The sequence below is a fragment of the Micromonospora sp. NPDC023814 genome (assembly GCF_040639595.1).
Lineage (GTDB): Bacteria > Actinomycetota > Actinomycetes > Mycobacteriales > Micromonosporaceae > Micromonospora.
The window spans coordinates 12,916-26,429 of record NZ_JBFAAF010000016.1; the positions used below are offsets into that span (position 1 = coordinate 12,916).

14 protein-coding genes are annotated in these 13,514 nt (G+C 74.8%); 9 read left to right on the top strand and 5 right to left on the bottom strand.

The genetic code is table 11. The features are described 5' to 3' along the window. Window positions 1-20: 20 nt before the first annotated feature. Window positions 21-1,259 (bottom strand): APC family permease, encoded by a 1,239-nt coding sequence (locus AB0G14_RS11415; RefSeq protein WP_357696192.1) that lies wholly within the window; start codon window positions 1,257-1,259, stop codon window positions 21-23. Window positions 1,260-1,269: 10 nt separating this feature from the next. Beyond that, complete coding sequence (locus tag AB0G14_RS11420; RefSeq protein ID WP_357696194.1) at window positions 1,270-2,031, bottom strand: phosphatase PAP2 family protein; 762 nt, start codon at window positions 2,029-2,031, stop codon at window positions 1,270-1,272. A 111-nt stretch (window positions 2,032-2,142) separates the two neighbouring features. On the opposite strand from AB0G14_RS11420, the gene AB0G14_RS11425 reads away from it, so the two are divergent. Then, window positions 2,143-3,354: a DUF4032 domain-containing protein gene (locus AB0G14_RS11425; protein ID WP_357696196.1), complete on the top strand. Its 1,212-nt coding sequence runs from the start codon at window positions 2,143-2,145 to the stop codon at window positions 3,352-3,354. Between the two features lie 265 nt (window positions 3,355-3,619). Here the strand turns inward: AB0G14_RS11425 and nagA are convergent, their stop codons facing one another. The 3 genes from nagA to AB0G14_RS11440 are packed head-to-tail and all read right to left on the bottom strand — an operon-like array spanning window position 3,620 to window position 6,575. Beyond that, complete coding sequence (gene nagA / locus AB0G14_RS11430; protein ID WP_357696198.1) at window positions 3,620-4,729, bottom strand: N-acetylglucosamine-6-phosphate deacetylase; 1,110 nt, start codon at window positions 4,727-4,729, stop codon at window positions 3,620-3,622. Next, on the bottom strand, window positions 4,729-5,649 hold the full coding sequence (locus tag AB0G14_RS11435; protein ID WP_357696200.1) for an ROK family protein: 921 nt from the start codon (window positions 5,647-5,649) through the stop codon (window positions 4,729-4,731). Before AB0G14_RS11435 ends, nagA begins: the two co-directional genes overlap by 1 nt. Beyond that, window positions 5,646-6,575 (bottom strand): SIS domain-containing protein, encoded by a 930-nt coding sequence (locus AB0G14_RS11440; RefSeq protein WP_357696202.1) that lies wholly within the window; start codon window positions 6,573-6,575, stop codon window positions 5,646-5,648. Before AB0G14_RS11440 ends, AB0G14_RS11435 begins: the two co-directional genes overlap by 4 nt. A 194-nt stretch (window positions 6,576-6,769) precedes the next feature. On the opposite strand from AB0G14_RS11440, the gene AB0G14_RS11445 reads away from it, so the two are divergent. From AB0G14_RS11445 to AB0G14_RS11480, 8 genes are all read left to right on the top strand, one after another. Continuing rightward, entirely contained in the window at window positions 6,770-7,555 is a 786-nt protein-coding gene (locus AB0G14_RS11445; protein WP_357696204.1) for a DeoR/GlpR family DNA-binding transcription regulator, read from the top strand. A 151-nt stretch (window positions 7,556-7,706) separates the two neighbouring features. Beyond that, entirely contained in the window at window positions 7,707-8,717 is a 1,011-nt protein-coding gene (locus AB0G14_RS11450; RefSeq protein WP_357696206.1) for an ATP-binding cassette domain-containing protein, read from the top strand. Beyond that, window positions 8,714-9,730, top strand: coding sequence for an ABC transporter permease subunit (locus AB0G14_RS11455; RefSeq protein ID WP_357696208.1), 1,017 nt, complete (start codon window positions 8,714-8,716; stop codon window positions 9,728-9,730). Before AB0G14_RS11450 ends, AB0G14_RS11455 begins: the two co-directional genes overlap by 4 nt. Window positions 9,731-10,057: 327 nt before the next feature. Then, window positions 10,058-10,516: a DUF3263 domain-containing protein gene (locus AB0G14_RS11460; protein ID WP_357696210.1), complete on the top strand. Its 459-nt coding sequence runs from the start codon at window positions 10,058-10,060 to the stop codon at window positions 10,514-10,516. A 192-nt stretch (window positions 10,517-10,708) separates the two neighbouring features. Further along, the gene (locus tag AB0G14_RS11465; protein WP_357696212.1) at window positions 10,709-11,440 is read left to right on the top strand and encodes a hypothetical protein; all 732 of its coding nucleotides are present in this window, start codon (window positions 10,709-10,711) and stop codon (window positions 11,438-11,440) included. Continuing rightward, window positions 11,437-11,832, top strand: a complete 396-nt coding sequence (locus tag AB0G14_RS11470; protein ID WP_357696214.1) for a phage holin family protein — start codon at window positions 11,437-11,439, stop codon at window positions 11,830-11,832. The genes AB0G14_RS11465 and AB0G14_RS11470 overlap by 4 nt, the downstream gene beginning before the upstream one ends. 22 nt (window positions 11,833-11,854) lie before the next feature. Next, window positions 11,855-12,517 carry a DUF3618 domain-containing protein gene (locus tag AB0G14_RS11475; protein ID WP_357696216.1) on the top strand — a complete coding sequence of 221 codons (663 nt, stop codon included), beginning with the start codon at window positions 11,855-11,857 and terminating at the stop codon, window positions 12,515-12,517. Then, entirely contained in the window at window positions 12,486-13,382 is an 897-nt protein-coding gene (locus AB0G14_RS11480) for a hypothetical protein (protein WP_357696218.1), read from the top strand. Before AB0G14_RS11475 ends, AB0G14_RS11480 begins: the two co-directional genes overlap by 32 nt. The last annotated feature ends 132 nt before the right edge of the window (window positions 13,383-13,514 follow it).

Below are 13,514 nucleotides of genomic sequence, written 5' to 3' on the forward strand. Positions count from 1 at the left end.
ACGGTCCGGGGCTCGGCGGGTCAGGCCCGGCGGGGACGCAGGGCGTACCAGGCGGCGCCGACGGCGAGCACGGCGAAGCCGGCGAGGACGCTGGACAGCGGCAGGTTGACGGCGAGCAGCAGGCAGCCGGCCAGCCCCAGCACGGCGAGCGCCCGCACCGGGAGCCGCCGCCCCGGGTCGCGGCCCAGGGTCAGCGCGGCGGCGTTGGTGATCGCGTAGTAGACCAGCACGGTGCAACTGGAGAAGCCGATGGCGTCCCGGACGTAGCCGAGCGCCACGACCAGCACCACCACGGCGGCGACGGCCAGTTCGGCGCGGTGCGGCACCCGGTGCACCGGGTGGACGGCGGCGAGGGCCCCGGGCAGGTCGCGGCGGCGGGCCATCGCCAGCGCGGTGCGCCCGACCCCGGCGAGCAGGGAGAGCAGCACCCCGGACACCGCCACGGTCGCCCCGGCCCGGACCAGCCAGGCGAGGCCGGGCAGCCCGGCGGCCGTCACCACGTCGGCCAGGGGCGCGGCGGACGCGGCCAGCCGATCGGCCCCGAGCACGCCGACGGCGACCACCGCCAGCACCAGGTAGATCGCCAGCACCACGCCCAGCGCCAGCGGCACCGCCCGGGGGATGGTCCGCTCCGGGTCGCGTACCTCCTCGCCGAGGGTGGCGACCCGCGCGTACCCGGCGAAGGCGAAGAAGAGCAGCCCGGCGGCGGTGAGCACGCCCCGCCCGGAAGTGTCGAGGTCGCCGAGCCGGGCCAGCGAGACGTCGCCGCCGACCGCCCCGGCCACCGCGACCAGGGCCAGTACCGCCAGCACCAGGCCGACCAGCACCTTCGTCGCGGTCGCGGTCTTGCCGATGCCGCGCAGGTTCACGGCGGTCACCGCCAGCACCGCGCCGACGGCGACGAGCCGGGCCTGCCCCGGCCACAGGTACGCCCCGATGGTCAGCGCCATCGCCGCGCAGCTCGCCGTCTTGCCCACCACGAAGCCCCAGCCGGCCACGAAACCCGCGAACGGGCCGAGCCGTTCCCGGCCGTACACGTAGGTGCCGCCGGACTCGGGGTGGCGGGCCGCCAGCCGGGCCGAGCTGGTCGCGTTGCAGAAGGCGACGAAGCCGGCCAGCACCAGCGCCGCCAGCAGGCCCGCCCCGCCGGCCGCCGCCGCGGCGGGCGCGAAGACCACGAAGACGCCCGCGCCGAGCATCGACCCCAGCCCGATGACCACCGCGTCGGGTACGCCCAGCCGGCGCGCCAGTTGATCCACAGCGGGCAACTTAGGGGGTCGAGATGAACGGCCGGTCCCAGGCGCGCGGCGCCCCGGGCAACGGCAGGTCGTCCCAGGGCACCCGGTGCAGCACCCGGTCGAGTACGACGCCGAGCAGCAGGGCGGCCAGCCCGTCGGTGAGCCAGTGGAAGTTCAGATAGGTGGTGGTGACCAGCAGGATCGCCGGCGGCGCGAAGCGGACCAGCCGGTACGTGACCGAGGGCAGCCGCCCGGCGGTCAGCGCGGTCAGCAGCACGGCGATCACTCCGTACCAGACGATCGCGTTGGCGACGTGCCCCGACGGGTAGGACATCGAGTAGGCGCCCGCCGGCAGCCGGTTGAAGATCTCCACCGCCTCCTCCGGCGACAGGAACGGATCCTTGACCGTCGCGCTCGGCGCGGCCCGGTCGGTCCACAGCTTGAGCGGGCCGATGGTCAGGGTGGTCAGCACGAATGCGCCTGCCACCAGCAACAGCGGCCGGACGGAGTGCCGGCGCCATCCGACCGCGAGGGCGAGCGCGCCCGAGACCGGCATCAGCAACCAGCCGCCCTGCCCGAGCACGTTGAACACCCGGGCGGCCCAGTACAGCGGCGCCGGGTCGTGCGCGAACGCCCACTCGCTGACCGCCAGGTCGAGATCGTCGAGCAGCCCTTCGGCGAGCGCCAGGGTCAGCGCCGCGAAACCGGCGAGCAGGAGAGCGTCGAACCACCAGCCAGCCGGACGGACCGGCCGGAGCTGCACCCGTCCCCGTACCATCGTGGTCTCCCGCACCCCGCCCACGCTACCGGCCCCGGTCGGCGCCGGACCTGGACGGGCCGGGGCGGCTGTGTGCCGAGCCACGAAGGGAGGCGCTCGGCCCGGACGACCGTCAGACTTGGGGCCGTGCGGATCACCTCGGCCCTCGTCGACCCGGCGCTGCTCGACCTTCCCTGGTCGACCCCGTTGGAGCAGTGGCCTGCGCAGCACCTGGTGGCGCTGCCCCAGGGCATCTCCCGGCACATCGTCCGGTTCGTCCGGCTCGGCGGCTACGTCTACGCCGTCAAGGAGACCGGCGAGCGGGTCGCGGAGCGCGAGTACGACCTGCTGCGCGCCCTGGAGCGGATCGATTTCCCCTCGGTGGAGGCGGTGGCGATCGTCGCCGACCGGCAGACCGACGACGGCGAGCCGCTCGACCCGGTGCTGATCACCCGGCACCTGCAGTTCTCGCTGCCCTACCGGGCGCTCTTCTCGCACACCCTGCGCCCGGAGACGATGGGGCGGCTGCTCGACGCGCTGGCGGCCCTGATCGTGCGGATGCACCTCACCGGCTTCTTCTGGGGCGACTGCTCGCTGTCGAACACCCTGTTCCGCCGGGACGCCGGCGCGTTCGCCGCCTACCTGGTGGACGCGGAGACCGGGGCGCTGCACCGCTCGCTCTCCAACGGCCAGCGCGGCGAGGACCTGGAGATCGCCCGGGTCAACATCTTCGGCGAGGCGCTCGACCTCCAGGCCGCCGGGCTGCTGCACGAGTCGATCGACCCCGAGGTGGTCTGCGAGGAGGTCGTGCAGCGCTACGAGCGGCTGTGGCACGAGATCACCTACGAGCAGCAGGTCGAGCGGGAGGCCCGACACGACATCGAGGGGCGGATCCGCCGCCTCAACGAGCTGGGCTTCGACGTCGCCGAGGTGGCCATGTCGACCATCGACAACGGGCGCTACCTGGTCCGGCCGAAGGTGGTCGACGCCGGGTACCACACCCGGCGGCTGCTCCGCCTGACCGGCCTGGACGCCGAGGAGAACCAGGCCCGGCGGCTGCTCAACGACCTGGACGCCTACCGGGCCGAGAGCGACCTCACCGACGAGCAGCAGGCCGCGCACCGCTGGCTGACCGAGGTCTTCGAGCCGGTGGTCCGGGCGGTGCCGGCGCACCTGCGCCGCAAGCTGGAGCCGCAGGAACTCTTCGCCCAGATCATCGAGCACAAGTGGCTGCTCTCGGAGCGGGCCGGCCGGGACGTCGGCATGGCCCCGGCCGTGCACTCGTACCTCTCCGACGTGCTCGTGCACCGCCCCGACGAGCAGGCCGTGCTCGGCGTCGAGGTCCCCACCGCCGGCTGAACCGCTGGCGGAACCGGGCGTGGCCGTCCGGGCTGGCGGTCCGTGGGCGCCCCCGAGATGACCAGGGTGCTCGCGCTGGCCATGCTGGTCAACACCGGGGTCGGCAACGTGCCCGGCTCCCTGCGCCGGCGTGCTCTCCCGGCCTGTCGCTCTGCGGTCCCTGTCGACCTGCCCCTACCGCCCCCGCCCCGATCGCGCTTCCCGCCGGCCGCCGGCCGCGGGACCCTCACCCGGTCTGGGCACCGAGCCGTCCGGCGCCGGGCGGTCAATCCACCCAGGAGCCGCCGCGCATCACCCGGACCACGTTCAGGTCGTCGTCGAGCACCACCAGGTCGGCCCGGAGCCCGACCTGGAGGGCGCCCAGCCGGTCGCCGAGGCCGATCGCGCGGGCCGGCGTGGTGGCCGCCATCCGCACGGCGTCCGCGATCGGAATGCCAGCCGCCACCGCGTGCCGCAGCGCCTCGTCCATGGTCAGGGTGCTGCCGGCGATCGCGCCGTCGCGGGCCAGCCGGGCCACCCCGCCCGCCACCGTGACGGCCTGGCCGCCCAGCTCGTAGTCGCCGTCGGGCATGCCGGCGGCGGCCATGGCGTCGGTGATCAGGGCGGCCCGCTCCGGGCCCGCCGTCGAGGTGGCGAAGGTCAGCATCCCGTCGTGCAGGTGGATGCCGTCGGCGACCAGCTCGCAGACCACGTTCGGGGCGTCGAGCAGGGCCACCACGGGGCCGGGCTCGCGGTGGTGCACCGGCCGCATCCCGTTGAACAGGTGGGTGCCGACGCTCGCGCCCGCCGCGACGGCGGCGCGGGTCTCGTCGTACGTGGCGTCGGTGTGGCCGACCGCGGCGACCACCCGGTGCGCGACGAGCAGCTTGACCGCCTCCAACGCGCCGTCCCGCTCGGGGGCGAGGGTGACCATCCGGACGGCGCCGTCGCCCAGCTCGATCAGCTCTGCCAGCTCGTCGGTGGACGGGTCGCGGAGGAACTCGGGGTTCTGCGCGCCGCAGCGGGCCGAGGAGAGGTACGGCCCCTCGAAGTGGATGCCGGCCAGCACCCCCTCGGCGACCAGCGGCGCGAAGGCCGCGGTGGCCGCGCGCATCAGCTCGAACGGCGAGCTGACCAGGCTGGCCAGCAGGGTCGTCGTGCCGTGTCGCAGGTGGAAGTCGGCGGCCTGCCGGGCCTGCTCGGCGTCGCCGGTGGTGAAGGTGTGCCCGCCGCCGCCGTGCGTGTGCATGTCGACGAAGCCGGGCACGATCCAGTGCCCGTCGCGCACGGACGGGTACTCGGCCACCGCCGTGATCCGGCCCCCGTCCAGCTCCACGCAGCCCTGCCGGATCACGCCGGTCGGGGTCACCACCTTGCCGTTCACCCGCGTGGCCATCACTTCTCCAGACTGTCGAGGGCGAGCAGGGCGGCGCCGAGGCAGCCGGCCTCGTCGCCGAGGGCCGCCGCGACCAGGCGCGGCTCCCGGTGGAACGTCATCCGTTCGTGCAGCGCCGTCCGCAGCGGTTCGAGCAGCAGCGCGCCGGCCTGCGCCAGGCCGCCGCCGAGCACGACGGTCTCCACGTCGAATAGGGCCTGGCCGGTGGCGAGGCCGTCGGCGAGCGCCTCGACGGCCTCCCGCCAGACGTCCGCCGCCAGCGGCTCGCCGGCCGCCGCCCGGTCGGCCACGTCGGCGGCGGTCGCCGGGACGCCGGCCAGGGCCGTGTAGCGCCGGCCGACAGCGGCCGCCGACGCCACCGCCTCCAGGCAGCCGGGACGGCCGCAGCCGCAGGCCGGCCCGCCGGCGCGTACCTGGATGTGGCCGATCTCCCCGGCGGCGCCGTGCGCGCCGGTGACGGCCGTGCCGTCGACCACGTGCGCCGCGGCGATCCCGGTGCCGATAGCGACGAAGAGGACGTGCGCCGAGTCGCGGCCGGCGCCGAGCCGCGCCTCGGCCAGGCCGCCGGCGCGCACGTCGTGGCCGAGCGCCGTCGGCAGTCCGAGTCGCGCCCGTGCCAGGTCCCGCAGCGGTACGTCCCGGAAGCCCACGTTCGCGGACCAGACCGCGACCCCGCGCGCCTCGTCGATCACGCCGGGCACGGCGACGCCGAGCGCGACCGGGGTGAGCCCGTCGGCGCGGGCCTTGCCGGCCAGCCCCTCGGCGACCGCCAGGACGGTGTCGACCACGGCGTCCGGGCCGCGCCCGGCGTCGGTGGGGTGCCGCTCGGCGTGCAGCACGGCGCCGTCCGGCCGGACCAGGGCGCACTTCATCCCGGTGCCGCCGACGTCCAGCGCGACGACGACGTCGCCTGCGCTCATGCCAGAACCACGGACCGGCTCAGGTGCCGGGGCGCGTCGGGGTCGAGGCCCCGGCTGGTGGCGAGCGCGACGGCGAAGCGTTGCGCCAGGATCAGGTCGGCCATCGGGTCGACCGGCGTACGACCGGCGGCCCAGCTGCCGAGCACCGTGCGGCAGCCGTGGGTGCGGCTGTGCACGAACGCCGCGCCGGTCGCCGCCACGTCCTCGGGCAGCCCGTCGGGCAGCTCGCCGAACGCCCAGACCAGCCGGCCGGGGGCGGCGATCGAGATCGGGCCGTGCCGGTAGTCCATGGCCGGGTACGCCTCGGCCCAGAAGGTGGCCGCCTCGCGGCACTTCAGCGCCGCCTCCTGGGCCAGCCCGACCGTCCACCCCCGACCGAGGAAGGTGGCCTGCTCGATCCGGGACGGCTCGATCGGCAGCGGGGCGCGCACCGCCACCTCCGCGTCGGCGGAGAGCGCGGTGATGTTGTCGCCGAGGTGGGCGCGGAGCAGGGCCAGCGCGGTGGTCGCGAAGCGGGTCTGCACCACCGAGCGCTCGTCGGCGAACGGCATCGGCACCGCCGCGTCGGCCAGCGAGGCGGCGGGGGAGGTGGGGTCGCCGACCAGGACGGTCGTCGGCACCCGCCCGCGCAGCGCGGCGAGCAGCTCGGTGACCTCGGTGGTGGTGCCGGAGCGGGTGATCGCGACGAGCCGGTCGTAGCGCCGCCCGGCGGGGAACTCGGAGGCCTGGAAGGCGTCCGTCTCGCCCTGGCCGGCCTGCTCGCGGCGGGCCGCGTACGCCATCGCCATGAACCACGACGTGCCGCAGCCCACGACGGCGACCCGCTCGCCGTGGCGCGGGAGGTGGTCGGCCGCGGTGGCGGCGACCCGCGCCGCCTCCCGCCAGCAGTCGGGCTGGCTCGCGATCTCCGCGTCGACGTACGACATGAGAACTCCTACGCAGGGGAGCGGTGCGCAATACGGCTCGTTAAAGCCGTCTTTCGCGCGTTATTCTGCGCGAACTCGGCTGGCCGTGGCAACCAGCCCCGTCATCGAGCAGGACATGGTTTTGCGCCCTCGTAGTTTCGCGCACTACTGTGCACGCAATCAATCACCGACCGCGCAGTAACTGGAGGCCTGGGGTGGACCGGTACGCCAGATGGAACGCCCTGCTCGAAATGCTGACCGACAGCGGCCGGGTCAGCGTCGAGGAGGCCGCCGAGCGGCTGGACGTCTCCCAGGCCACCATCCGGCGTGACTTCGACCAGCTCGCCCAGCAGCAGATGATCACCCGGACGCGGGGTGGCGCGGTCGCCAACGGCGTCTCGTACGACCTGCCGCTGCGCTACAAGACCGCCAAGCACTCGGCCGAGAAGCAGCGGATCGGCGCGGCCGCGGCGGCGCTGGTCTCGCCGGGCACCGTGGTGGGCCTCAACGGCGGCACCACCAGCACGGAGGTAGCGCGGGCCCTCGCCGTGCGGCCCGACCTGAACACCAGCGCCGAGGGCGCCCAGCTCACCGTCGTCACCAACGCGCTGAACATCGCGAACGAGCTGCTCGTCCGCTCCCGGATGAAGGTCGTGGTCGCCGGCGGCGTGGTGCGCCCCAAGTCGTTCGAGCTGGTCGGCCCGCTGGGCGGGGCGCTGCTGCGCGAGGTCACCCTCGACGTCGCCCTGCTCGGCGTCGACGCGATCGACCCCCAGCTCGGCGCCGCCGCCCACCACGAGGGTGAGGCGGCGATGAACAACCTGATGGTGGCCCGGGCCAAGCGGGTGGTGATCATCGCGGACTCGTCCAAGCTGGGCGGTCACGCCTTCGCCCGGATCTGCCCGGTGGACCGGGTGGAGACGCTGGTCACCGACTCCGGGGCCAACCCGGACGTGGTCGCGGCGTTCCGCGCCGCCGGCGTCACCGTCATCTGCGCCTGACGTGAAAGGAAGGGCACCTTCCTAACGTCTGGTGCATAGGAAGGGGCCCTTCCTTTCATCCGATCGGCGTGGCGATGCATACCGGGTACTGCACTCGGCTGCATACCGCGTATGGTGTCGCGTGTCATACGCCCATCGGGGGAGGTGCAGCTTGCCAGCTGTCCTGGAGATCGAAGGTCTCCGCAAGACGTACAAGAGTCGTCGGCGCGGTACCCGCAACGCGCTCGACGGCTTCGACATGCGGGTCGAGGTGGGGCAGGTGCACGGCTTCCTCGGCCCCAACGGGTCGGGCAAGACCACCACGCTGCGTACGCTGCTCGGTCTGATCCGGCCCGACGGCGGCCGGATGGCCATCCTCGGCCACGAGGTGCCCGAGGCGCTGCCCGCCGTCGCGGGCCAGGTCGGCGCGATCGTGGAGAGCCCGCAGTTCTTCCCGCACTTCTCCGCGCGGGACACGCTGTCCCTGCTGGCCGGCGCGGGCGACGTGCCGCCGCAGCGGATCGACGAGGTGCTGGAGCTGGTCGGGCTGCGCGACCGCGCCGGCGAGCGGGTCAAGACGTACTCGCTGGGCATGAAGCAGCGGCTCGCCGTCGCCTCCGCCCTGCTGAAGAACCCGAAGCTGCTGATCCTCGACGAGCCGGCCAACGGGCTGGACCCGGGCGGCATCCGGGAGATGCGCACGCTGATGCGTACCCTCGCCGAGTCGGGGATGACCGTGGTGCTGTCCAGCCACATCCTCGGCGAGATCCAGCTGATCTGCGACTCGGTCACCATCATCTCGCTGGGCCGACGGGTGGCCTTCGGTCCGGTCGAGGAGGTGCTCGCCCAGCACTCGTCCGGCGCCGTCCGGGTGCGGCTGGAGGCGGTCACCGACCTGCCGGTCGCCGCCGAGGCGCTGACCCGCGCCGGGATCCGGGTGGACGGCCAGCCCGACCACCTGATGCTCGCCGGCGTCGACAAGCCGGCCACCGTGACCCGGCTCCTCGCCGAGCAGGGCCTCTACGTCAGCGAGCTCGCCCCGGTCGCCGTCGACCTGGAGAGCGTCTTCCTCGACCTGACCGCCACCGCGCCGGTACCCGGCCAGCACCGGCAGGTCGACCAGTCCACGAAGGTCGGCGGGGCGGGGCAGCCCGGCGCCGCCGGAGGAGGGTGGGGCGCGTGAGCCTCTACCGTACGGAGCTGCGCCGGCTGGCCAAGCGGCGCTTCACCCGCTGGATGAGCCTGCTGGGCCTGCTGGTGCTCGCGGCCGTGGTGGTCGGGGTCTTCCTCACCAACGAGAAGATCGACGCCGCCGCGCTGGCGAAGGCCGAGCGCGCCGCCGAGCAGCAGTGGCAGCAGGACGTGGTCCGCAACGAGCAGTACCGCGCCGAGTGCGAGCGGGCGAAGTCCGCCGGAAACAGCCAGGCCAGCGGCTTCCCGGATGACTGCGCGCTGATCCAGCCGCCGCCCCGGGAGGCGGTCGAGTCGCGGTGGTTCCTGCCCTCCACCTTCGACTTCCGGGAGAACTTCGGCTTCACGCTGCTGCCGCTCGCGGCGATCCTGGCGCTGGTCGGGTTCGTGGTCGGCGCCTCCTTCGTCGGGGCGGAGTGGAACACCGGCGGCATGATGAACCTGCTGCTGTGGCGGCCGAAGCGGCTGACCGTGCTGCTGACCAAGCTGGCGGCGCTGCTCACCGGGCTGCTCGCCCTGGCGGTGCCGACGACGGCGCTCTGGTTCGGCAGCTTCTGGCTGGTCGCCACCTTCCGCGGCAGCACGGAGAAGATGACCTCCGGCGCCTGGCAGTCCTTCGCCCTCACCGGGCTGCGCGGGGTGGTGCTCGCCCTGATCACCGCGACGATCGGCTTCGCGCTCGCCTCGCTGGGACGGCACACCGCGATGGCGCTGGGCGGGGCGATCGCCCTGATGGTCGTCGGGCAGTTCGGCCTCGGCATCCTGCTGCAGATGGCCGGGGTGCAGTTCGCCGAGGCGTGGCTGCTGCCCACGTACGGGGCGGCGTGGATGCAGAAGAAGGTGACGCTGGAGGACTGGAACGCCTGCCAGGCCACCTACTTCGGCGAGTGCAAGCCGGAGACCCTGGACATCACCTGGCAGCACTCCTCGGTGTTGCTGGCGGTCGGGTTGACGGTGATCCTCGGCGCGGCGCTCTGGACGATGCGCCGGCGGGACATCTCCTGATCCCGGCGGTGCGACCGGCGGCTCTCCCCGGCCCCCGGTCGCACCGCCCCGCGCGGGCCGTGACAGGCGGTCGCCCGGTCGCACCGCCGCGCGGGCCGTGACAGGCGGTCGCCCGGCTGCCCGCCGCGCCTCCCAACGGGGCAACCGATCGACCTGGTGACGATCGGCACGCCGCCGCTGGGCGTGCGGTGGCCGACGGACACGGGGCGAACCGGCCCGGTCACGTTGCGGCACTGTCGTCCGATGCGAACCGGGTGGGCCCTGGTTAGGCTGGGGTCCCCCCGGTCGGCGTCGTGGTGTGCCGCCGGCCTGCCCATGAGGAGCGCCATGCAGCCCGCCGACGCCGCCCCGGCCGCCACCGAGCCGTCCACGGCGGACCAGGCGGACGCGGCCGGTGAGGCGCGCGACGCGGGCACCCTCGTCCCCCAGCCCCGGACGGGCTCCGACCCCGGGGTTCCGGCCGTGCCGCAGCCCCGCACGGCGGCCGGGCCGGGCGCGGGTGCGGCCGGGACGCCGGCCGGCGAGACCGACGCCCCGGCGGACGACCGGCCGTCCGGCGGGCTCACGGAGCGGGAGCGGGGCATCCTCGCCTTCGAGCAGCAGTGGTGGCGGCACGCCGGCGCCAAGGAACAGGCCATCCGGGACACCTTCGGCCTCTCCGCCACCCGCTACTACCAGTTGCTGAACGCGCTGCTGGACAACCCGGCCGCGCTGGCCGCCGAGCCGGTGCTGGTCGGCCGGCTGCGCCGGCTGCGCTCCTCCCGGGCCCGCAACCGCCGCCGCTGACCGCCGTCCCGCCGCGTGGCCGGTTCCGTCCGGGTCGGTCGTCCCGGTCCGGTTTCCCGTCCTGCCGGGACCGGCGGGACGGAATGTCGACGAGCCGCGCGGGTAGGCGGCTGACGAACTCGCCGCGTCCCGCGGCTGGTTCACGTTCCGGGTCGTGACCCTGCGGCCCGGGGCCGACGGAGGGAGCGGGCGATGACGGGAATCAACCCGAGCCGGCCACCGGACGGTGCGACCGGCACCGGGCAGCAGGCCCGGCAGCAGGCATCCCGGGTCGGGCACAACGCGGCCCAGGCCGGCGGGCAGATCGCGCACGCCGCCGCGGAACAGGGCGGACAGGTCGTCTCCGAGGCTCGGCGGCAGGCGCGGAACCTGACCGGTGAGGCGGGTACGCAGTTGCGCGACCAGGCCCAGGCGCAGCAGCGGCGGGCCGCTGACGGGCTGCGCGGCATCGGGCGCGAACTCGGCTCGATGGCGGAGCGGAGCGAGGACTCCGGGATGGCCGCCCAAATGGTCCGCCGCGCGGCGGACGCCGCCCAGCAGGCGGCCGGCTGGCTCGACGAACGCGAGCCCGGGGCGGTGGTCGACGAGGTGCGGTCGTACGCGCGCCGGCACCCGGGGACCTTCCTGGCCGGCGCGGCCGTGGCCGGGGTGCTCGTCGGGCGGCTCACCCGGAACCTCACCGCCTCCGGCGACGGGGCGCGGGGCGCCGGCCAGCCGCCGACGCCGCCGCCGGGCGCCGAGCCCGGGACTGGCGGGCCGCAGCCGTACGAGCGGGCGGTCGAGGCGCCGTACACGGCCGAGGAGGCGTACCCGCGTACCGAGGCGTACCCGCGCGAGGAGGCGTACACCGGGATGGCCCGGGTGCGCAACGCCTCGCCGCCCGGCCGGCCGGGGCCGGACATCCCGGGCGGGGTGGCGCCGTGAGCGCCCCGGAGAAGGAGCGGACCCAGGCGTCGGTCGGCGACCTGCTCGGCGACGTGACCCGGGACGTCTCCACGCTGGTCCGCAAGGAGATCGAACTGGCCAAGGCCGAGTTGCGCGAGGAGGCGACCCGGGCGGGCAAGGCCGCTGGGATGTTCGGCGGTGCCGCACTGGCCGGCTTCCTGACGGTGCTGTTCGTGTCGTACGCGTTGTGGTGGGGACTGTCGAACGTGATGGACCAGGGCTGGGCCGCGCTGATCGTGGCCGTCATCTGGGCCGCGATCGCCGGTGGCCTGCTCGTCAACGCGCGGACGAAGATGGCGCAGCTCCGCTCGGTGCTGCCCAGGACGAGACAGACCGCACGGGAGATGCCGAACGCGGTGCGAGGCCGGTGAACCAGCCGGGAGGGAGCAGATCATGTCCAACGATCCGGACCGGATCCGGTGGGAGATCGAGAACACCCGGAACGAACTGAGCAGCGACGTCGACGCGCTGGCCGACAAGGTCAACCCGCGACGGGTCGCCGGTGAGCGCGTCGGGCAGGCCCGTGGCGCGCTCACCCGGGCCAGGGAGAAGGTGATGGGCGTGCAGTCGGACGGGCACGGCGCCGGTCAGCGCATGTCGCACGCGACCGAGTCGGCGCGGGCGTTCGGGGAGCAGTCCCGCGAGCAGATGTCGCACGCGGCCATGTCGGTGCGGGACGACGCCCGTTCGCTGGGGCAGCAGTCCCGCCAGCAGGCGCAGGGCAACCCCCTCGCCGCCGGCCTGATCGCCTTCGGCGCCGGGCTGCTGGTCTCGTCGCTGATTCCGCCCAGCCGGCCCGAACGGCAGTTGGCCGGGCAGGCCAGGGGCAAGGTGACCGAGCACTCCGGGCAGTTGCGCCAGCAGGCGAGCCAGGTCGGTCACCAGATGCGCGACAACCTGCGTGACAACATGCGCGGGCCGGCGCAGCGGGCGGCGCAGTCGGTGGGCTCCACGGCCGTTGGGGGCGCGTCGGCCGTACGGGAGCAGGGCCGGTCGGCCGCCCACCAGGTGCAGGGGCAGGCACATGAGGCCGCCGACGACCTCCGTCGCCGCTGAGGCGACCCGGGTGGTCGGGGCGGCGCGGACGATGCGGGTACGCTCCGCGTCCGCGCCGCCACCCGGCCGGCCGGTCAACGAGGACCTGGTCTTCCGGTTCGGGCCGCTGGTCGGCGTCCTGGACGGCGCCACCGTGCCGGAGGGCTTCGACACCGGCTGCGTGCACGGGCCGTCCTGGTACGTCCGGCACCTCGCGGCCCGGCTGGGGCTGGCCGAGGCGATCCGCCCGACGGCGACGCTGATGAGCAACCTGGCGGCGGCGATCCTGGCCGTTCGGTCCGACCACGGCGACGAGTGCGACCTGGGCCACCCGGGCACCCCGTCGAGCACGGTCTGCCTGCTGCGCGACGGCGGTGACCACCTCGACTACCTGGTGCTCTGCGACAGCCCGTTGGTGCTGGAGGCCGGCGGCCGGGTGAGCGTGGTCACCGACGACCGGCTGGACGCCGCGATGGCGGAGTTGCGGGCCACGGCGGCGGCGCCGGCCGGCCCGGCCGACCGGGCCACCCGGCTCCGGCAGGCGGTCGCCGTGCAGCGGGAGCGGATGAACCGGACCCACGGCTACTGGGTGGCAGCCGCCGACCCGGACGCGGCGTTCCACGCGGTGACCGGGACGCTGCCGCTGCGCGGGCCGGGTGCCGTACGCCGGGCGGCGCTGCTCAGCGACGGCGCGTCGGCGGTGGTGGAGCAGTTCGGTCTCCTCGACTGGGCGGGGCTGCTGGACGTGGTGAGCGCCGACGGCCCGGGCGCGCTGGTGGACCGGGTACGCGCGGCGGAGCGTGACCACCCGGACCGGCTGCGCCGGCACAAGCCGGCCGACGACGCTTCCGTGGTGCTCTGCGAGTTCGACGCCGACGCCCGGTGACCCGCGCGAAACGGGCGGCCGGGGCACCGGTGGGAGCCCGCCGACAGCGGAGCGTGAGGCAGAACACGATGCGGTCCGACCGGCCGGTACCTTCCGCCGGACCGTCAGTCGGAGTTCGATGGGGTGGACTTG

Coding starts and splice junctions, on each gene's coding strand:
- AB0G14_RS11465 (WP_357696212.1), top strand. CDS start 10,709: ATGACGGGAATCAACCCGAGCCGGCCACCGGACGGTGCGACCGGCACC.
- AB0G14_RS11440 (WP_357696202.1), bottom strand. CDS start 6,575: ATGTCGTACGTCGACGCGGAGATCGCGAGCCAGCCCGACTGCTGGCGG.
- AB0G14_RS11435 (WP_357696200.1), bottom strand. CDS start 5,649: ATGAGCGCAGGCGACGTCGTCGTCGCGCTGGACGTCGGCGGCACCGGG.
- AB0G14_RS11460 (WP_357696210.1), top strand. CDS start 10,058: ATGCAGCCCGCCGACGCCGCCCCGGCCGCCACCGAGCCGTCCACGGCG.
- nagA (WP_357696198.1), bottom strand. CDS start 4,729: ATGGCCACGCGGGTGAACGGCAAGGTGGTGACCCCGACCGGCGTGATC.
- AB0G14_RS11480 (WP_357696218.1), top strand. CDS start 12,486: ATGAGGCCGCCGACGACCTCCGTCGCCGCTGAGGCGACCCGGGTGGTC.
- AB0G14_RS11475 (WP_357696216.1), top strand. CDS start 11,855: ATGTCCAACGATCCGGACCGGATCCGGTGGGAGATCGAGAACACCCGG.